General features: G+C 70.3%; 16 protein-coding genes. 5 read left to right on the top strand and 11 right to left on the bottom strand.

Going from position 1 to position 19,353, the window contains the following annotated elements:
• Positions 1-128: 128 nt before the first annotated feature.
• Positions 129-2,948 (top strand): AfsR/SARP family transcriptional regulator, encoded by a 2,820-nt coding sequence (locus ACH54P_RS12895; protein ID WP_489912612.1) that lies wholly within the window; start codon positions 129-131, stop codon positions 2,946-2,948.
• Positions 2,949-3,208: 260 nt separating this feature from the next.
• Here the strand turns inward: ACH54P_RS12895 and ACH54P_RS12890 are convergent, their stop codons facing one another.
• Complete coding sequence (locus ACH54P_RS12890; protein ID WP_489912611.1) at positions 3,209-4,105, bottom strand: FG-GAP repeat domain-containing protein; 897 nt, start codon at positions 4,103-4,105, stop codon at positions 3,209-3,211.
• Between the two features lie 56 nt (positions 4,106-4,161).
• On the bottom strand, positions 4,162-4,527 hold the full coding sequence (locus ACH54P_RS12885) for a peptidase inhibitor family I36 protein (protein WP_489912610.1): 366 nt from the start codon (positions 4,525-4,527) through the stop codon (positions 4,162-4,164).
• Positions 4,528-4,858: 331 nt separating this feature from the next.
• Here ACH54P_RS12885 and ACH54P_RS12880 point away from each other — a divergent pair, with 331 nt between their 5' ends.
• A complete protein-coding gene (locus tag ACH54P_RS12880) occupies positions 4,859-5,299 on the top strand; it encodes a hypothetical protein (RefSeq protein WP_489912609.1) in 441 nt (146 codons plus the stop codon).
• A 111-nt stretch (positions 5,300-5,410) separates the two neighbouring features.
• Here ACH54P_RS12880 and ACH54P_RS12875 read toward each other — a convergent pair whose 3' ends face one another.
• From ACH54P_RS12875 to ACH54P_RS12865, 3 genes are all read right to left on the bottom strand, one after another.
• Complete coding sequence (locus ACH54P_RS12875; protein WP_489912608.1) at positions 5,411-5,728, bottom strand: hypothetical protein; 318 nt, start codon at positions 5,726-5,728, stop codon at positions 5,411-5,413.
• Positions 5,729-5,806: 78 nt separating this feature from the next.
• A complete protein-coding gene (locus tag ACH54P_RS12870) occupies positions 5,807-6,160 on the bottom strand; it encodes a hypothetical protein (RefSeq protein ID WP_489912607.1) in 354 nt (117 codons plus the stop codon).
• Positions 6,161-6,321: 161 nt separating this feature from the next.
• Entirely contained in the window at positions 6,322-6,771 is a 450-nt protein-coding gene (locus tag ACH54P_RS12865; RefSeq protein ID WP_489912606.1) for a peptidase inhibitor family I36 protein, read from the bottom strand.
• A gap of 227 nt (positions 6,772-6,998) precedes the next feature.
• Between ACH54P_RS12865 and ACH54P_RS12860 the strand changes: the two genes are divergently transcribed.
• Together ACH54P_RS12860 and ACH54P_RS12855 are read left to right on the top strand one after the other, a co-directional pair.
• On the top strand, positions 6,999-9,797 hold the full coding sequence (locus ACH54P_RS12860) for an AfsR/SARP family transcriptional regulator (protein WP_489912605.1): 2,799 nt from the start codon (positions 6,999-7,001) through the stop codon (positions 9,795-9,797).
• A gap of 320 nt (positions 9,798-10,117) precedes the next feature.
• Entirely contained in the window at positions 10,118-10,912 is a 795-nt protein-coding gene (locus tag ACH54P_RS12855) for a hypothetical protein (protein WP_489912604.1), read from the top strand.
• 8 nt (positions 10,913-10,920) lie between these two features.
• Here ACH54P_RS12855 and ACH54P_RS12850 read toward each other — a convergent pair whose 3' ends face one another.
• From ACH54P_RS12850 to ACH54P_RS12830, 5 genes are all read right to left on the bottom strand, one after another.
• Positions 10,921-11,298, bottom strand: a complete 378-nt coding sequence (locus ACH54P_RS12850) for a hypothetical protein (RefSeq protein ID WP_489912603.1) — start codon at positions 11,296-11,298, stop codon at positions 10,921-10,923.
• 70 nt (positions 11,299-11,368) lie between these two features.
• A complete protein-coding gene (locus tag ACH54P_RS12845) occupies positions 11,369-11,785 on the bottom strand; it encodes a MarR family winged helix-turn-helix transcriptional regulator (RefSeq protein ID WP_489916408.1) in 417 nt (138 codons plus the stop codon).
• A 42-nt stretch (positions 11,786-11,827) separates the two neighbouring features.
• Entirely contained in the window at positions 11,828-12,877 is a 1,050-nt protein-coding gene (locus ACH54P_RS12840; protein WP_489912602.1) for an LD-carboxypeptidase, read from the bottom strand.
• A 407-nt stretch (positions 12,878-13,284) separates the two neighbouring features.
• Positions 13,285-14,709 (bottom strand): amidase family protein, encoded by a 1,425-nt coding sequence (locus ACH54P_RS12835; protein WP_489912601.1) that lies wholly within the window; start codon positions 14,707-14,709, stop codon positions 13,285-13,287.
• 11 nt (positions 14,710-14,720) lie between these two features.
• Complete coding sequence (locus ACH54P_RS12830; RefSeq protein WP_489912600.1) at positions 14,721-15,263, bottom strand: DUF302 domain-containing protein; 543 nt, start codon at positions 15,261-15,263, stop codon at positions 14,721-14,723.
• Positions 15,264-15,355: 92 nt separating this feature from the next.
• Here ACH54P_RS12830 and ACH54P_RS12825 point away from each other — a divergent pair, with 92 nt between their 5' ends.
• Positions 15,356-15,964 (top strand): TetR/AcrR family transcriptional regulator, encoded by a 609-nt coding sequence (locus ACH54P_RS12825; RefSeq protein WP_489912599.1) that lies wholly within the window; start codon positions 15,356-15,358, stop codon positions 15,962-15,964.
• 2,528 nt (positions 15,965-18,492) lie between these two features.
• On the opposite strand, the gene ACH54P_RS12820 is transcribed toward ACH54P_RS12825, so the two are convergent.
• On the bottom strand, positions 18,493-19,179 hold the full coding sequence (locus tag ACH54P_RS12820; protein WP_489912598.1) for a dienelactone hydrolase family protein: 687 nt from the start codon (positions 19,177-19,179) through the stop codon (positions 18,493-18,495).
• Between the last annotated feature and the right edge of the window lie 174 nt (positions 19,180-19,353).

The following is a 19,353-nucleotide window of genomic DNA, read 5'->3' as shown; positions in this document are numbered from 1 at the left end:
GCAGGGCGGCCAGGCGTCACCCGGCGCCTCGACGCAGCAGTTCGTCAGCACCAGGGTGTGGTCAGCACGGGAAGGTACGCCGGCATCCGTACTCGCGCACCCGGTGATTCCTCGCGATACTGCACAGCATGGGGTTGGGGTTTCGGGTACTGGGGCCAGTGGAGGCGAATGCGGACGGCGTCGTCCTTTCCATCGAGGGTGACCAGCCGCTCGTGGTGCTCGCCGGGCTGCTGACCCATCCCAAGCAGCACGTCACCGTCGCCCAGCTGACCCGGTGGCTCTGGGACGACGACGGCCCGCGCAACGCCCGCGCAGCCATCCAGACCTACGTCTCCCGCCTCCGCCGCGCGCTCGGCGCCGCTGACGTCGTGCGGACGGAACAGGGCGGTTACCGCCTCAGCGTGCCCGATGACGCGATCGACCTGATCCGGTTTCGCGCGGCCGCCGCCCGGGGTTGGGCCGCGGCCGGGCACGGCGCACACGTCGAGGCCGTCGCCGCCTTCGACGCGGCGCTCGCCGAATGGTCGGGTGAACCGCTGGCCACCGTGTCGTCCGAAGTGCTGCAGCGCGACGTCGTGGCCGCGCTGCACGAAGAAGCGCTCGCCGTGCGAGAGGCCCGCGCCGACGCGCTGCTCACCCTGGGCCAGAGCCTGCGGCTGGTCCCGGAACTGACGGAACTGGCCGCCGAACACCCGCTGCGCGAACGCGTCCACGAACAGCTGATGCTCGCTCTCCACCGGGCCGGACGGCAGGCCGACGCCTTGGCCGTGTTCGACCGCGTCCGCACCGCCCTCGACGAGGAGCTCGGCCTCCTGCCCGGCACCGGACTGCGCGAGCTGCGCCAGGCGATCATCACCTCCGACGCCGCGCTGGACCGTCCGCCCGCACCAGCGCCCACGCCGGCACCGGCCGGACCACGGCCCGTGCCCCGCCAGCTCCCCAGCGACGTAGGCGGGTTCACCGCCCGGATCCGCGAGCTGACCCAGCTGCAGACCCTGCTTCCGGACTCGGGGGACACCACCGTCGCGGTGCTCGAAGGGACCGCGGGGGTCGGCAAATCGGCGCTCGCCGTCCACTTCGCGCACCAGGTCGCCGCGGAGTTCCCGGACGGGCAGCTGTTCCTGGAGCTGACCGGGTTCGGACCCGGGACGCCCGCCGACCCGGCGGGACTGCTCGCCCGCCTGCTGTGGGCGACCGGGGTGACCGGTGAGGAAGTGCCCGCCGACCTCGACGACCGTGCCGCGCTGTGGCGCTCCCGCACCGCCGGGCGCCGCTACCTCGTGGTGCTGGACGACGCCCGCGACACCGCGCAAGTGCGACCGCTGCTGCCCGGGCCCGGGTGCTTGGTCCTGGTGACCAGCCGCAACCGGCTCGGCGGGCTGATCGCCCGGTACGGCGCGCACCCGGTCGCCGTCCGGCGCCTCGACCGCCGTGACGGCAGCGAACTGCTCAGCGGGCTCCTCGCCGGCGCGGTCGCCCTGCCGGACACGGCGGCGTGGAGGCGCGCGCTCGAACTGTGCGCCGGGCTGCCGCTGGCCATCCGCATCCTCGCCGAAAGGGTCAACCGGCAGGCCGGCCGGTCACTGGAGGAGGTTGTCGCCGAGTTCGACGAGGCTCCCGGGCTGCGCGGCTTCGACCTCGGCGACGGCGAAGACAGCAACCTCGGCGCCTTGTTCGCCTGCTCCTACGCCGCGCTGCCCGGCCCCGCCGCGCGGCTGTTCCGGCTGCTCGGCACGCACCCGGTCGGTGGCATCACGGTGCGTTCAGCCGCCGCGCTGGCGGCTGTGGACGTCTGCGAAGCACGTCGGCTGCTGCACCAGCTCAGCGCCGCGCACCTGGCCGAGCAGCGACGGCCGGACCGCTGGGAGCTGCACGACCTGCTGCGCGAATACGCGGCCGGACTGGCCGCGACGGACGGTGAAGCGGAAGCCGCGACCACCCGGCTGGTCGACTGGTACGCCGCCTGCGCGGTCAACGCGTTCGACGCCTCCCGGCCCTACACCGAGCCTGAAGGCGCCGAAGGCCACGCCGTCGAGCGATTCACCGAAGCCGACGAGTCGGCCGCCTGGATCCTGGCCGAGCAGGCGAACCTCGTGTCGGCCGTGGAGAAGGCGTACGAAACCGGGCTGGACCGGCAAGCCTGGCAGATCGCCCGGCCGATGGCCCACGTGTTCTTGATGTGCGGCGAATGCACGCTGTTCCTCCGGACCCACCGGACCGGTCTCGCCGCGGCCGAGCGCTCGGGCGACCGGACCGGAGAGGCGTGGATGCGCAACGGGCTGGGACTCGCCCTGCGGACGATCGGCGACCACGCCGCGGCGATCACCGAGTTCGATCACGCACTGACGGCCTGGCGCGAAGTGTCCTCCATCGACGGCGAGACGATGTGCTTGTTCAACCTGGCCGCGGTGTACACGACCCTCGATCGTCACGAGGAGGCGCTCGAGGCCGCGCGCGGTGCACTGGAACTGGCGCCCCGCTCCGGCAACCCCATCAGCGTGGCGGCCGCGAACGGCGTGCTCAGTGACATCTTCGTCAACCTCGGCCGCCCCGCCGAAGCGTTGACCCACGCCGAACGCGCCCTGGCCATCTGCGAGGAGGAACAAGCCGTCTGGGAGATCGGCGAAGCCAGGGAGGGCCACGGCCGGGCGCTGCTGGCGCACGGCCGGCCCGCCGAAGCCGAACGCAGCCTCGACGCGGCGGTGCAGATCGCTCGCGAAGTCGGCGCGACCGCGCTGGAGTGCGGTGCCCTCTGCGACCTCACCCGCGCCCACCACCTCCTCGGGAACCGCGACCGGGCGCGCGCGCTGCGCGCGGAGCTCGACGCCCTCGTCGCACGCCACCCGGTCATCGCGATCGACTACCAGCGCCACTTCCGGGAGCTCGCGGCCGTCGAATCCGAGCTGCGATCGCCCGCCCGGACGCGTTCTGACTGGCGCCGGCAGTGATCTGAAGTCCTTTGAAGCGCGGCGGCGGCCACGGATTTCGCTGGTTCACGACCACTGACCCGTGCCGTAGCCGCTGCCCGGCGACGGCCGGCCACGCCCCGCGCCGGCAAGGTCGTGACGGCTTTTCGGTTTACGCCGAGCGCAGAAGCCATGGCCGCCACAACGCCTCACGCGACGCTCCACCGTCGGGCAGCAACGGTGTCCGACACGCCACTCCCTGAACCTGCGCCGAGGCCGCACTTGCGGCCCCGGCGCAGGGTTCAGGTGAGTTCGGTGAAGTTGTCGAAACCGGTACCGATGACGGTGCCGCTGCCGGTGAACGGGACCCCGCCGGGGTTGTGGGAGCTGTTGTTGCCGTAGTACCACAGCGTGCCGTCGGGTTTGCGGGCCAGGAGATCGGCGCTGCCGTCGCCGGAGATGTCTGCGCCGTCGATCCAGTTGAAGGTCCCGAATCCCGTGCCGATCTGGGTGCCGGAGCCGGTGAACGGGTGGCCGTCCGCCGTTCCGCCGTTGTGGTAGTAGAACAGCGCACCGTCCGCTTTGAGGCCCAGCAGGTCCGCTTCGCCATCACCGTCGATGTCCGAACCGTCGGGCGCGTTGCGCGGACCGCTGCTGTCGACGATGTTGTCGTACCGCACCGGGGTGTACGTCGCCGCGTAGGCTTGCGACCACGGTCCCTCACGCGTCGGCGCGCCGTCCGGACCGGCTTGTTCCCGCACCCGCGGCTGCGTCTCGGCCGCGTCTTCCCAGCCGATGAACAGTGCGACGTGGCCCGGTCGCAGCAGCGCGTCCCCGGCCCGCAGGTCGGCCCGGGCGATCGGATGCGACACCTGGTCGAGGGTGTCTGTCGTGTAGGAGTACTTGAGGCCCCACACCATCGACACGAAACCGGAGCAGTCCGTTCGGTAGCTGCCCCACTCATTGCTGTGACAGTTCGATTGGCTGTACGGAACCCGCTCCTGCACCCAGGAAAGCGACCGCGTGAGGGTCTGGGTCCGCGTGACGGGACGGTTGGAGTCGTAGCTGCCGCAGTTGAACAGGATGTGCACGTCGTCGCGTGGGGACAGTTCCTGCGCAACCGCCGGCGCGGACGACACGGCAGTGGCGAGCACGGCCGCGACGACTCCGGCCGCCAGTCTTCTTCGGGTGATCGACATTCCGATCCTTTCTCTTCCATGGCCGGGCCGCTCGACGCGGTGCGGCGGATCGACCGTCAGCAACTGTGGGCGCCCTTGTTCACGGAGCTCGCCCGGTTGTCTTCGCTCGCGCTCAGGTTCGAACGGGCGCCCGGGAAGACATCGGTGATCACGCCGGCGTAGTTGTACGAATCGCATAACGCGAACGCGTTGCGGTTCCACACCGACGTCGCGGCGTTGTCGATGTGCTGCTGACGCAGATCCGGTGAGCCGAAGCGGAAATAGGCGATCGTGCCGCCACCGTTGGCGTCGGCGAAGATGCAGAAGTAACCGCTCGGACAGCGGTCGTAGCCGGTGGCCGCGTAGCTCGGCGCCGCCGGCACCGCCGCGGCCGCCGCCGCCATCAACGTCACCGCGGTCAAGCGTTTGCACAGGTGTCGCATGGTTCTCCTCGCAAGTGGGTGGTGGTCCTGCGAACCCATGACACAGCCGGGCGCTTTCGAGCCACTTTCGGATCGCTGACAGGCGGTGCGCCGCAGGCGGGGTGGTCACCTGGCCCCACCCGGCGATCCGGAATGCCGCCGCTCGTACCGACCTGGGACGACAGCCGGTCGAAAGGATCCCGAAAGCCGCGCGGTGTCCGATGGTGTGGTGCGCAGGGGGCTCCGGGGGACGGCCGATGACGGCTCGAAGCCCTGGGGGCGTTCCAGCTGCCGGAAACCGCGGCCGGATTCGAAGCCGGCCGCCGGCGCGCACTCGGCGAAAGGGGACACCATGAACAAGAAGCTGCCTTTGACCGTGCTGCCGGCGGTCTTCCTCGGGCTGGGCCTGGCGACCGCCGCGCCCGCGGCTGCTGCCGTCGACGCGGCCGGCACCTGGCGCGCGTACGGCAACACCAACCCGATCACATCCAGCGCCAGCACGTGGACCTGCGGCGCGACCTCGGAACCCTTCAGCGGCATCAAGGCGCAGGTGTGCTCGGTCAGGACGGTCTCCGGGACCGGCGTGCAGGGAGCCGTGATCGTGCGCAACAACCTGTCCAGCCTCTTCCGCGTGCGAGCGAAGGTGACGCTGTACAAGTCGGCCACCGCGACGCTGGGCACCTGGGAGTGCGCGGCGTCGGGCGTGGCCGCGAACTCGTGGTCGGTCTGCTTCGGACCGACCCTCACCTACAGCGGTCCGGTGGCCGCGGCCGGTGCGGTGGCGAGGGGCTGACGCCGACGTGCCGGGCGTGGCCTCGACGGGTACGCGCCCGGCACCGGCGGTGCCCCGCTGTGGTGGTCAAGCCGCAGCGGCCGGAGTGGGTTCGGGGCGCCGGTGGTGTGCTCAGCCGGACGTCCGCGCCGCCACGGCGTTGAGCAGCAGCTCGGTGGCCGTCGTGCATGACAGCAGGCAGGCGCCTTGGGAAAAGGCCCACAGCACCACATGGTCACTGCCGAAACCGGCCTCGGCGAGCCGGTCGAGGCACGCTTCCAGCACCCGCACCGACCGGTCCGGCGCCGGCTGGGTGCGCTCGACCGGCTCCAGGAACGACAGCGGGTACCGCGTGTCGCCCTCGGCTTCCGGCGCGAAGAACCCCGCTGACGTCGTGCCGTGACCACCGCACGATCCGCGCCGCCGACGCCGGGTGCTACGTGGGGTCACCCTGCAGCTCGCCGGCGAGGCTCACCGCTCGCGCAGGGCCTGCTGACGGACAAGTACCCGAAGGACGTCCCGCCGGACTCACGCGCGGCGCAGGGCAAGTCCCTCGACGACGAGCGTGTCAGGCCTCGGCGAGCCGGCGTCGCCACGCGAGAACGCGATGCAGCCGGCGCCCGAGTCCGGCGCCGGCGCGGCCTCGAGGCACCGGCTGGGACGGAGCTCGCCACGTCGAGACTCGGCGCCGGGCCGGTCACCGGAGACCCGGCGGCCCGAAAGCAAGCCGCCCACCTGCGGGTTCCAGGCGGAGCTCGCAGCGATCTTCAGCGCGACCGCTTGGCGGCCGAGGCGTACCGGCCAGGAGTGGTGCGGGCCTACGAAAGGGCCAAGTTGTTTGGTGGAACGCCCGGGCTGCTGCGCCACCTTCCAGATCCGCACGTTGAGATGACGAGGTGTCCTACCGGCCGGGCCTGCCCGGCCGCCGAACTCACCACCTCGGCGCGATGTCACCGCGTACTGCTGGCATAGGCCGTCTCGTCACTCTCCAGGCTCAAAGCCTGACTGCTCCAGGCGAACTGACGTGTTCGCGTCGTCTGGGACTACGGGCAGCCGATGAAGCCGATCGACGAGGCCTGATTGTCCCACTCGGGAGTGAAATTCCCGGCGCGCCCGCTGGGCATGGTGTTGTCCGGGTTTCCGCCGTTGGTGCCCCATGAGACGCAGTAGTTCCGTCGCGTGAAGTTCGCCCAGGAGCTGGCGTCGTCGTGGAAATCGCCCCCGCTGCAGCCCGGACACAAAAGGGTTCGGAAGTCGACGTTGTAGGTACCTTCCGGCCAGCCGAATATCGCCCCGGTGTAGTCGCGGTATTGCCACAGACACACGTACCCAGACGGGCAATCCTGCAGTCCTGCCGCTTCCATGTAGAGCACCGATGCGGTGGTGCCCTGGGCCGTGCCGGCGCTGTCCGCCGCGGCCGGCGCCGCCGCGGCGGCGGCGAGTACGGCGGCGCTGGACACGGCGATGGATGCCTTGGTGAAGATGCGGTGCATGGTGGTTCTCCGTTCTCCTGTTCGGTGGGCGGATAGTGCGGAGCTGACCTCCGGTCGCGTACGGGCGGCTTCGACTGCGGTCCGGCTGAGAGTCCTTCCTCTGCCGCGAAGACCAGCAGGCGGTTGCTTTGTCGCCAGCGTGGACGGCCGTTCGTGTGAATCGTCCGTGAATTCGCACAATCCGCTGGTCGTAGTGGGTAAGCAGGTGTCCGGGTGAGGAGGCGGCTGTGGAGATCCGTCTGCTGGGAGCTGTGGTCGCGGTCGTCGATGGCGCCGTAGTGGACCTCGGTCCGGCCCGGCAGAGGTGCGTGCTGGCCGCCCTCGCCGTCGACGCGGGCCGGGCGGTCTCCGTGGACCGGCTCGTCGACCGGGTCTGGGGCGGCGAGCCGCCGCTGCGGGCACATAAGACGTTGCTGAACTACCTCACCAGGCTGCGCCGGATCCTGGCGTCCGTGGGAGACGGGGATGCGGTCATCCGGCGGCGCCCGGGCGGCTACGCGGTGGACCTCGAGCCGCTGGTGACCGATTTGCACCGCTTCCGGGCCCTGTGTTCCCGCGCCCGCGCCGAGACCGGGCGGAGCCGCGTGCGATCGCTGGAAGAAGCACTGGGCTTGTGGCGGGGAGAGGCGTTGACCGGCTTGACCGGCGACTGGGTCGACGCCAAACGTGACCAGTTGCACCGCGAGCATCTGGACGCCGAAGAGAACCTGACCGACGCGCTGCTGGAGCTGGGGCACGGGGCAGCCCTCGTCACCGGCCTCGCCGTTCGCGCGGCCGAGCACCCCCTGGACGAGCGGACCGCCGGGCATTACCTGCTGGCCCTGCACCGCGCCGGCCGGACCGCGGACGCGATGGCGCACTACCGGCGGCTGCGGGAGCGGCTGGTGGCCGACCTCGGCACCGACCCTGGTGCCGAGCTGCAGGAGCTCCACCGGCGGATCCTGGCTGCCGATCCGGCGCTCGTCGTGGCCGCGGAGGCTTCCGTGCCTACGCCGCCTCGTCAGCTGCCTGCGGTACCCGCAACGTTTGTCGGCCGCGCTCACGAACTGGAGTGCCTCGACGCGGCCTTGGCCATTCCGAGGCCAGGCGGCGGCGTGGCCGTGGCGGCGATCGCCGGCGCCGGCGGGATCGGGAAAACCTGGCTGGCGCTGCACTGGGCCCGGCGCCGGCTGGACCGGTTCCCGGACGGGCAGCTGTTCGTGGACCTGCGGGGTTTCGGCCCGGACGAGCCGATGGAGCCGGCGGTCGCCGTGCGCGGCTTCCTCGCCGCCCTGGGCGTCGATCCCGCCGCGATGCCGGTCGACGACCACGCGCAGGCCGCGCTCTTCCGCAGTCTGGTTGCGGGCAAACGGATGCTGATCGTGCTGGACAACGCCGTCGACGCGGCCCGGACCGCCCCGCTGCTGCCCGGCGGCGAGTCGTGCACGGTGCTGGTGACCAGCCGCAACCGGTTGCCCGGCCTGCTCACCGGGCACGACGCGCGGCACCTGCCGCTGGACGTGCTGTCCGGCACCGAGTCCCGCGCCCTGCTGGCCGCGAAACTCGGCGCGGCCCGGACCGCGGCCGAGCCGGACCCGGTCGCCGCCCTTGCCGGGATGTGCGGCGGTTTCCCGCTGGCCCTGACCATCGTCGCCGGGCACGCCCAGACGCGGCCCCGCCTGCGGCTGGCCGCCCTCGCCACGGAACTGCGGGATCACGGCCTGAAGGCGCTGGACAGCGGCGACGCCATCGCGAGCCTGCCCACCGTGCTGTCCTGGTCCCACCGGTCCCTGACCTCCGGCCAGGTCACGCTCTTCGCCCTGCTGGGCATCGCTCCCGGGCCCGGCACCGGCCTGCCGGGCGCCGCTAGCCTGGCCGGGGAGTCCCTCGACGACACCAGGACACTCCTGCGCGCTCTGGAACAGGCGTCACTGGTCGATCCGGACGCAGACGGCCGCTACACGATGCACGACCTCGTCCGCCGCCACGCCGCCGAGACGGCCGAGACCCTGCCCGCGTCGTCACGAACGGCGGCCCTGCGCCGGATCGTGGACTTCTCCCTGCACACCGCCCACTCCGCCGACCGCCTCCTGAATCCGCACACACCCCTCGTGCGGCTCGGCCCGCCCACCCCCGGCACCCGGCCGCACCCGCTGCCCGACGTGCCCGCGGCGCTCGCCTGGCTGGACGTCGAACACCCCACGTTGCTGGCCGCCCAGCGGATCGCGGCCACCCACGGGTGGCACGCGATCGTGTGGCAGCTCGCGTGGACGTTGACGACCTACCACCTGCGCCGGGGGCTGCACCGCGACGCCTTCGCCGTGTGGCGGGCCGCGCTCGACGCCGCCGAGCACCTGCCCGATCCCGCGGCCCGCATCCGCGCCCGCCGGCTGTTCGGGTACAGCTGCTCGCGGCTGGACCGGCATGACACGGCGGTCGACCACCTGCTGCAGGCCCTCGCCGAAGCCGAACACCACCACGAGCGCGTCGAAGCGGCGCACACCCATCACCTGCTCACCCGGGTCCTGGGCCGCCTGGGGGAGCACCGGCGCGCGCTCGGGCACGCGGAGCAGGCGCTGGCGGAGTTCCGGGCGCTCGGCTTCCCGGTGTGGGAGGCGGAGTCGCTCAACGCCGCGGCCTGGTGCGCGGCGCTCACCGGCGACACCGACACGGCTCACGCCCGCAGCGAAGCCGCGCTGACCCTGTTCCGGCAGCACCGGGCCTGCGAAGGCGAAGCGTCCAGTTTGTACAGTTCCGGGTTCATCGCGCACCGCGACGGCCGCCACCGGCAGGCGATCCACTCCTACCGGCAGGCTCTCGCCCTGCTACGCGAGCTGGGCAACACCTACGGAGCAGCGGAGACCGCCGATCACCTCGGGCAGTCCTGCGCCGCGCTCGGTGAGCTCGAGCAGGCTCGCGCGGCGTGGCGGGAAGCCCGGAGGCTCTACCGGGAACTCGAGCGCCCGGACGCCGCCGACCGGGTGGATCGGCGGCTCGCCGGATTGCGGTCCGACCGCGATGGCGTGGTCGCCGTGCAGCGCACATGAGCGCTCCCGAGGCCGGGCTCAGCTGCGGTGGACCGGGTACGTGCAGCCGGACGCAGAGCGGAGCGCAGACAACCCCCTGGCGATAGCGCATGACGAGCGCGCCCTTTCCGCAGGGCGCCTCACGACGATTGGTCCGGCTCGGCGGCCGCGGACCAGCGAGCAGTCCGTTCTCGCCGCCGTCGTCGGCTCGGTGGCGTTTCACCGTGCTGCGTTGCTGCGCGAGGGGGCTCGACGAGGCCAGTGCCATCGCGATGGTCGACAACGTGCTTCTGACGGCGCTGGGCGTCGGCTGCCCGTGACTGCGGGGCGATACTGGCCGGGTGGACTTGACCGGATGGGTGCTGCGCGACGGGGTCCTCGCCCGGGCCGCCGGCCGCGTCCTGGTGATCGACGGGACGGTGTGGTTCGAACGGCCCCTTCTGCGGGCTTTGCCACTGATCCACCCGCGACGAGCGCCCGGTGCGGGCCCGCACGCCCTGCGCGCGCACGGCGTCGATGTGGATCGCCTCGACCGGCGCGAGGACCATCCCGGTGGCGTGATCGAGGGCTGGGCCACGCTGACCGCGGCGTGGCGCCACGGTGAGTTGCACACGCGCGCCCAAGATCCGATGCCGGCCACGGACGTCGAGCGGACCAGATGGACCAGCCCGCCCTGCTCGCCTCCCGCGGCCGGCTGGCCGGTCGTCCCCGTCGTGGGCTCCATGACGGTGGCCGACCTCCCTGCGCCTCCGCCGCGGCGGGAGGAATGGGCGGAGCTGACGATCACGCAGATCACGCAGTTCCATCCCCGGCCGGCGCAGCCGGTCTTGGTGGTGGCCGCAGAAGACCCCGAGCGTGCCGAGCGGGCTTTGCGTCCCCTCTTCGGTGCGGCTCTGTGCGTCGTCGCCAGCCGATATCGACGGCGCGACATCGACGCGGTGCAGGACCGGCTGCGGCAGGAGTTGTCGGCACGTCGCTGGCGGATGACCTCGACCGGCCGATCGGCGAGCGAAGAGGGACAGCCCATCGTGACGGCTCAGTTCGCCTGGATCGACCCCGAAGTCGCGCAGTGGGCGGCGACCGTGCCTGAGGGGCTGCTCGATGCGGATGTGTGGCTGACACCCACCACGCTGTGACGCGGTCGTCAGCCGAAGAACCGGCGGGCTGTCCTGGGTAGCCAGCGCAAGGCGACGACGATGATCTGTGCGGCGCCGACGATCGGGATGATGGCGTGGAACATCGGCGAGGACGACCATGACACGACGCTGAACACCGTGGACAGCAGCTGGGAGACTGCGGCGAGGCGACGCGTCCACGGCCGCGCCGTGGCCAGCTTCCACGCCAGCAGCGCGCACAGCACCAGCAGGACGCCGTGGAAAACCGCCGCGGAAGTCAGGGCGACGCCGGCCGACCGCGCGACCTCGGCCGGACCGAAACCGGGATGCTGGGCTGCTATCGGGTGGCCCAGGGTGCTCTGGTCGGCACCCATCACCACGGGGACGACCAGGTGGCTGATGGCCACCGCGGTCAGCAGTACCCGCGCCGATCGGACGGGGGCGGGGCCCCCGATGCCCTGGCAGGCCGTTCCATACCTAGCCTTCCTCACGGGGTTCTGCCGGACGACGCGCGCGTAGCCACCTGGGACCGGACCCAGGCCGGGACTGGCCCCCGGGTGCGTCGCCGCGTTGTGTCCAGGCCTGGTTGAGCCGGGTGATCAGGGCCAGCGCGGTGGCGACGTCCGCGTCCGGCCAGTCGCGGATGGTGTCCGCGAACACGGCGGCGCCGGCCTGGATGGTGGCGTCGATATCCGCGCGGCCGTCTTCGGTCTGCCGCACGAGAAACGTCCGGGAGTCGTGTGGATCGGGTTCCACGGTGAGCTGCCCCGCGCGCTCCAGCGCGGCGAGGTGGCGACTGGTCGCGGACGCGGTGAGACCGAGCTCGGCGGCGATCGTGCCCGGGCGGACGGGCCCGAGTGCGGCCACGGTCCCCAGCACCCGGACCCGGGTCAGGTCCAGGTGCCGGGAAATCCGGCGGCGGGCGCCCGAGTCCTGTCACGCGTAGTCGGCGAAGATCCGGCGTTCGGTGCCGTCGACGGTGATGGTGCCGCCGTGCGGGAGCATCCATTGCGGCCTGGTATGGCCGAAAGGAACGCCGACGCAGACGACTGCCTCCGGCTTGTAACGGCTCACCACCTCGACCACCGCATCACGTTGTTCGGCGCGTAGCCGTGTCCGGTCCTGGTGGCCCGGCCGGCGGATGAAATCGGACACCGGCGGCCGGGCCACCAGGACCGCCTCCACCGCGTCGAGAATTCCACGTTCGCCGAGCGAGCGGACGATCCATCCGACGTTGCGCGCGGGGAGGAGTTCCTCGGAGGTTTCGATGATGAGCACGCCACCCTGGAGGACTTGCGGCGGGAACGGGAATCGCCCTGCGGTCAGGATCCACTCGATCACCTCGAGGCAGCCGCCCCAGGCCTGGCCGGTCACCGATCGGGCCGGCCCGTGCCAACTCCAGGGCTCGGTTGTCTCGCGTTCGCCGAAGGAGTCCAAGGCGCGCGGATCGGCCCAGTCGATGCCGACGTCCTCGGACTCGCCCGGATCGGTGATCTCGAGTTGCCCACCGGTCAGCAGGGCCGCCCGCAGCGACCGGGCGTGGATGTCGTCCACGGCAGGTCCGGGACCGAGGTGGACCTGAGACGAGCCGCCGTAGAAGCTCGCGATGCCGTTTGCCCAGAGCCAGTGGTGCAGGTTGGTGTTGTCACTGGTCCCCAGGAACGGCTTGGGGTCCGCCCGGGCGAGGTCGGCGACCAGGTGCGGGATCACCGTGATCTGATCCTCGCCGCCGACGACGGCGAGGATCCCGCGGATCTGCGGGTCCGCGAAGGCGGCATTGATGTCCGCCGCGCGCGCCGCGGGTGTCGCTGCGACGTCCCGCGTCGTCGGGTACTCGACCGGGATGAGACCGGTCACCTCGGTGAGCCGACGCATCGCCTGCTCATGCACCTCGGGAAAGGCACCGGCGGCCGCAAACGACGGCGAGAGGACCGCAATGCGGTTTCCCGGCCGGGCCTTCGGAGGATGCACAAGATCAAGCGCCATGCTCGCGATCCAAACACCTCACCAGTGGGTGCGCAGCCCTTTCCCGCCGACCGCGGGGGACCGCATCACCGAAGCCCGGATGAACGGCCGGCTCGGTGAGGTGGACGGTCAGCCTGCACACCGCTACCGCCAAGCTCACCGACCTCGACCGCGCGATCGTGCGCGCCCGCGCCGGCGGGCCGGTCGGACGGCGCGCCAGGACGACTGCGGCAGTGCAATGCTCATCAGGCATGAGAGAACTGTTACGTCATGCACACAACATCGGCCGCAGAGCAGCCTCCGCAACAACGCTCGACCAATCGGGTGAGATCGACGGTCAAGGCACCCACAACAGCAGGATGAGCCGAGGTAGCGTCCCGGCAACGCCAGGCTGAGCCAGTCCGTGTCCGGCAGTGCTGGGCGCTGCCTCACGCGGGCGCGGGGAGGATGCCGAAGGCGGCCTGCGCTCGACGGGCCAGGTCGAGCAGCGCACGGTCCTGGCCGGGTGCGCCGTCGAACTCGATGCCGATCGGGAGGCCGTTGCCGCCCAGTCCGACCGGGATGCTGATGCCTGGCAGGCCTGCGCCGCTGGCGGGAACCGTGTTCTTCGCGAGGAACAGGTCATTGACCTCCGCACCCGCGACCGTGAACTTCTTCTGCTGGTCGATCCGTGGAGCGGGGCAGGGCGTCGTGGGGAAGACCAGCGCGTCGAACCCCTTTCGGGTGAACACCTCGGCGAACCTGCGCTGCAGCTCCGGGCGGTCGGCCGACAGCATCGCATCGTAGTCTGCTCGAGCCAGGAAACCCGTCCCGGTCGGCAGGACCAGGTGGCTCCACACCTCCCGGAGCTCCGGCTCGAGTTCGTCGTAGATCTGGTCGAAGGAAACCGGGAAGTCGTTGTCGTGGAGGAACTCCGACACCGCGTCTTTCGTCTCGCGGAAGAAGGTGCTCCACGTCATCCGGTCCGCGAGCGCGGAAAAGTCGTCGCCGAGGTCGATCTCGGCGATTTCGGCACCCGCGTCCCGCAAGCGCCGGAGTGCTTCCTTGAAATGGGTTTCCGTTTCCGGGTCGACCAGCTCGAGGTACTGCCTGGGCGCGTAGGCGAACCGCGCTCCCTTCAGATCGGAGCGAGCCGAAGGAGGAGGACCCATTTCCTTCGTGACGATCCGATCGATCAGCGCGCAGTCTTCGACGGTGCGCGCCAGGATGCCCGCCGTGTCGAGCGTTCGCGCGATCGGTGCGACCCCACCGCCCGGCCAGCGTCCCGTGGTCGGCTTGAAGCCCACTACGCCGCACAGGGACGCGGGCACCCTGATCGAACCGACCGTGTCACCGCCGAACGCGGCGGGCACGATCCGTGCGGACACCGCCGCCGCGGAGCCGCTCGAGGACCCTCCCGGAACGTGGTCGTGGCCGTAGGGGTTCTTCACCTGTCCGTAGCGCCGGTTGCTTCCGGTCAGCCCGAAGGACATTTCGACGAGGTTGTTCTTGCCGAAGACGATGCCGCCGGCGTCCTTGACCGCGCTCACCACCTCGGCGTCTTGACCCGGCTCGAAATCCGCCAGGGTTTTCACGCCCAGCGTGGTGCGCAGGCCACGCGTCGCGTAGCTGTCCTTCACCCCGAGCGGGACACCGAGGAGCGGGCCGTCGTGACCCGCGGCGCGCGCCTTGTCCGCGTCGGCGGCCGCGGCCAGCACGGCGGATTCGTCGATCGTGATGAACGAGTTCAGATCGGTGTTTTCCCGAGCCTGCCGGAGAAGCGCGGAAGTGTACGACTCGGACGTGATGTCGCCGTCGCGGATCGCGGCGGCCGCCGCCGCGACGCCGAGCTCGGCCGGTTTTCCGTCTGCCACGGGGTACCTCTCTAGTCCTGGGGAACGCTTGCGGTGAGGGCGGCGGGCACCGGGACGTCCAGCACACGCAGGAGGTTGACGACCTTGCGGTCCAGTTCCAGCCCGACGGACGTGATTTCGGGATTGCCGAAGCTGGCGAAGCGGCTGCTGGGCCGGTCGATGGAGAATCGTGTGACGCCGTTGTGGTCTTCGTGGATCGCCGTGCGCAAGGGGGCGTAGAGCATGACGGCCGGGTCGTGCCGGTACATGCGTTCGGCGATGGTGTGGTTTCCCATCAGGTAGGTGGCACAGGAGCCGCGATGGCCCGCGAGGCGCATGAGTCCCGCGACATCCGTGCTCCAGAACCGCAGGAACCCGTGCGGTGCGCTCTCCGCCGCGTCGGCGAGTACGGCGTCCCAGCTCACGTGCCCGGCGCGGAGTTGCGCCATCCGCTCGAGGTCCACCGCCGGCACGGCGGCCTCGTAGCGCGCCCGGAATTCGTCGAAGGGCGCCTGTGTGTCGATCGACCACCGGACCACCTCATGGCGGATCTCGGCGAAGTTCTGGGTGGGCATGGGCCGTCCTCTTTCACTCGAAGTACAACGATCGCTGTACTTGAACGTAGCAGGTGCGTCCGCGGAAGTAAAACGATCGATATACTTGGGTCATGGAGACGAGTGAAGCGACGGTCGGCGCTACCCGCGGGGGACGCGGGGCGCGAGAGCGCATCCTGCGCGCGGCAGTCGAGCTGTTCGCCAGTGAAGGCATCCACGCCACCGGCGTCGCCAAACTGACTGACCTCGCGCACGTGTCGACGCGGACCTTCTACCAGCACTTCCCCAGCAAGGAAGCCCTGGTCAGCGCGTACCTGCAGCGCATCGAGTCCGACGGGGCGATCCTCGGCGAAGCCGTTCTGGAGCGTCGCGACCTGAACGCCCGGGAGCGTCTCCTGCGACTATTCGCCGAACGCCCGGCCGGGTCACCCCCGGCGAAAGTCGTGCGCGGCTGCCCGATGCACAACGCTGCCGTCGAATCGGCCGGGACGCTGCCCGAAGCATCGGCAGCGGTCGAGCGGCACAAGCGTGAGTTCATCGCGCGCCTGGTCGAAACCGCCGCCGAGGCGGGCGCGCCCCGGCCCGAGGCGCTCGGACGACAGCTCGCCGTGCTGTTCGAGGGCGCCCGCGCGTTGTCCACCTCGCTCAACGACCTGCGCCCCCTTCAAGACGCCGAAGAGCTGGCGAAAACCCTGATCGAGGGCACGACCACGCCCGGGTGACATCGACCCCAGATCAGCTCGCGAAATAAGCGGCCTCGCGGCCGCCGGAGAGCTGTGCGCTCACCTGTCCGGCCGCCGGCTCGGGGGGCATATCTGCCGGTCAAGGCCTATCGCCTGTTTCCGGCCGGCGCGGTGTTGAACGTGGGTTCGTCGGTGGATCAGCCGCGGCGCGTGCCGCGAGTCCAGTGTCGAACGAACTGCCTCCGCCGTTAAGGCGAGTCGTGCACGCACGTCAGTCAGCTGATCTTCGCCGCCGATGATGTCCTCGACCGCGTGCACCAGCACGGCGATTTCCTCGCCCACTTTGAGGACACCAGGGCGCCGCTGCCGGTCCGGTAACGGCGCTCCGGCCGCGGTGGCTGGCGAGCGGCCGTGCGAGAACGTAGGGCTCGGCGGCAAACCGGGGGCGTTCTGCCGCCGAGCCGAACCGCTGTGATCGGGACGGTCGGGGGCCTCAGCATCAGACAAGAGGCCCGGTCGCGACCAGCCCCGTCACGATCGGACCTGGTAGTGATCGAGTCCGGCTTCGTTCTTGGCCTGCTGGCCTGATCGACGAAGAACGCCGGCTGCGCACGGCCGCCCCCACCAACGGCGGTCTGACGCCGGAGGAGCGCACCCGGCTCAAGGAGCTCGAACGACGGCTGGACGCGGCCGTCGAGCAACTGCACCGCCGTAAGCCCTCTCCGTCTTCGACGACGACTGACGCGGGCGGCGCTTGCCTGACCATCCGGCTGGCCGTCGCTAGTTCCACCGGGAATCTCTACACGTCACCCAGAGGGAAGTCTCCACCGGTCACCGGGTATGCCCACAACGTGTATCCAGCCCGACCGAACAGCCTTAGCGGGCGCCGCGAACGTCGTTTGCTGGTGGGATACTGGAACTCTTGGGTCGCCTCGGACCAGTGGTATCCGGTTTCGATCGTGACGTCGTAGGTGCCTGCTTGCAGCCTGTTCAACGTTGCCCGGTGTTCCGGTCGAATGCGGACGACGAGGTATGGCACGCTCTCGCCCGTAGCTACCCGTTCTCCGTAGTGGGATAGCGTGCAGACTGTCTCCTGGGAGCCTGCCCAGATCAGCAATCGTTGATCGCCCGAGGCAGACGGATACATGATCACCGAGCAGCCGTTAGCTTTGAACTCTGCCTCGGAGCGGGGGCGGCGCGAGGAATGCGGTGGAGCGGACATCGCACCCAGGCTCCGATCAAGTTTACTGCCGCGGTGTACCAGGAACCCGCCGGCGAAGACGCCCAACACGGCAATGGGGAAAACGACTAGCCAAGGGTTCATCGGCCCTCACGACTCCTGCCGAACTTCGCCTCACTCACGGTAGCGGTCCGTCGCCTGTCGGCCGGCTTGACCGGCCCGCCACTCGGCTATCCACCATGCGTTCGACACCATCGCCCGCGCGCTGCGCCCCGCCCTGGCCGGCCGCGCCTTCTTCTCCGACGAGGAGTTGGCGGGCTGGTGTGTATCTCTGGTCCGAAAGTTCTTGACCATTCAGGTTGCAGACGAGTTCCTTCCGTAAGTGCCATAGATTTGGTCCTCCGCATAAGGCGCCCTGGTTGTCATAGCCGCAACATCGGCGATGTTTCCAGCGATGAAAGAAGTGCGACTCGCAACCGAGTGCAAGAAATTCGGTTCCTCTCCTTGGCTTCATTGTTGACGTCATGTGTTTAATTGCGCGGAGACCATATCTGGTGTAGCTCGGGAGGGGTCCCGAGGCCGTAACGTCAGGTCCACATGACGGCGACCGGCGCCCCCATGGGACGCACTACGGGCGCTGGCAGCCTGGAACGTGCATTACAACTGACGTGGTGACATGAGCCCGGGCCTCGGTGCTGCAGTCTGAGGTCAAGGGATCGTGGCCGGGTTCGCGCGACCACAACCTGCCACCGAAGGTTGGCTCAATGGTGCTTGCGCCCGTCGCGATCCCGCTGCGCGGAGTGGCTCGAGAGAGCTCTGCAACGCCGGACGTCAGTGTGCCCTCCTCGCTTCTTTTCGTTTCAGCACGGGGAAATCTGGTGCACATGGAGCACGACGTGGCCATCGGTATCGACCCGCACAAGACCGGCTGGTACGCAGTCGTGATCGACAACCGACGCCAGCTGCTCGGGCGAACTCCGGGTGCGCGGCAAGCCGCGCCGGCTACCGTGAACTGGATCGTTCGGCCCGGCGATGGCCGGGATCCGCTGGGCGATCGAAGGCAGCAACGGACCGGGCCGGCCGCTGCCTCAGCGAGGATCGACGACATCACCGTCCTGGACGTGCCGTCCAAACTCAGCAGCCGGGTGCGTCAACTGGCCACCGGGCACGGTCGTAAGACCGACCAGGTTGACGCCGCTCGGTCGCGGTCGCCGCTCTCACCGGCGCCGACCGACAGCATTCACCGAGCTCGAGCTTGCGGGCCTGGAAGTGCTGCCGGGACTCACGCCACTCCGCCTCGGTAGGTTCCCGATATTCGGTTTCCGGGCGGATCGCCACTGTCAGTGCCCGACGTCGACCAGACCAGGCACCATCGTGTTTGCCTGGGTCATACCCCGAGGTCCTCCGTCAGGGGCAGGCACTCGGCGAGCAGGTCGACGACGTCGCGCCAGGCTCGCTGTGCGTGCTGTGGGTGGTAGCCGACGCCGGGGACCGTGGGGTGGTCGACCGGCGGGTGGTGGAAGGCGTGCAAGGCGCCGCCGTAGACCGTGAGGCGCCAGTCGACGCCCGCGGCCTGCATCTCGGCGGTGAACGCGTTCCGTTGCGCGGGTGGCATGATCGGGTCTTCCGACCCGACCCCGGCCCACACCGGGCAGCGAATGCGCGCCGCCTCGCCCGGTCGGCCCGTGGTGGTTGCGTTGACTGTCCCGATCGCGCGCAGGTTGACGCCGTCGCGCCCGAGTTCCAGCGCGATGGCGCCCCCGGTGCCGTAGCCGACGGCGGCAATCCGGTCGGGGTCGGTCCGCGGTTCGGTGCGCAACACGTCGAGCGCCGCGTGGCCGATGCCTCGCATCCGGTCGGGGTCGGCGAGCAGCGGCATGCACCGGGCCAGCATCTCCTCGGGGGCGCCGAGATAGCGCCCACCGTGAAGGTCGAAGGCCAGTGCTACATATCCCAGCTCGGCGAGAGCATCGGCCCTGCGGCGCTCGACGTCGCTGAGCCCCATGCCCTCTGGTCCGAGCAGCACCGCGGGCCGGCGCTCGACGCCGGCCGGGAGCGCGAGGTGCCCGATCATCGTCAAACCGTCGGCCGGGTACTCGACCGTACGCGTCGTAATCGTTGTCATGAGCCTGGACTGTAGTGATCGTCGAGCCCGGTCCGGCCGGTGTTCTGCTGCTGGCAGAACAGCCCGGGTCTCCCAATACGGCGAGGGTTCCCAAGAGCCGCCACAAACCCCGTCCCACGGCAG

The organism is Amycolatopsis sp. N2S4-7, from assembly GCF_058119595.1.
This window is presented reverse-complemented; position numbering and strand designations above follow the sequence as displayed.

Coding starts and splice junctions, on each gene's coding strand:
- ACH54P_RS12895 (WP_489912612.1), top strand. CDS start 129: ATGGGGTTGGGGTTTCGGGTACTGGGGCCAGTGGAGGCGAATGCGGAC.
- ACH54P_RS12890 (WP_489912611.1), bottom strand. CDS start 4,105: ATGTCGATCACCCGAAGAAGACTGGCGGCCGGAGTCGTCGCGGCCGTG.
- ACH54P_RS12885 (WP_489912610.1), bottom strand. CDS start 4,527: ATGCGACACCTGTGCAAACGCTTGACCGCGGTGACGTTGATGGCGGCG.
- ACH54P_RS12880 (WP_489912609.1), top strand. CDS start 4,859: ATGAACAAGAAGCTGCCTTTGACCGTGCTGCCGGCGGTCTTCCTCGGG.
- ACH54P_RS12865 (WP_489912606.1), bottom strand. CDS start 6,771: ATGCACCGCATCTTCACCAAGGCATCCATCGCCGTGTCCAGCGCCGCC.
- ACH54P_RS12840 (WP_489912602.1), bottom strand. CDS start 12,877: ATGGCGCTTGATCTTGTGCATCCTCCGAAGGCCCGGCCGGGAAACCGC.
- ACH54P_RS12830 (WP_489912600.1), bottom strand. CDS start 15,263: ATGCCCACCCAGAACTTCGCCGAGATCCGCCATGAGGTGGTCCGGTGG.
- ACH54P_RS12825 (WP_489912599.1), top strand. CDS start 15,356: ATGGAGACGAGTGAAGCGACGGTCGGCGCTACCCGCGGGGGACGCGGG.
- ACH54P_RS12820 (WP_489912598.1), bottom strand. CDS start 19,179: ATGATCGGGCACCTCGCGCTCCCGGCCGGCGTCGAGCGCCGGCCCGCG.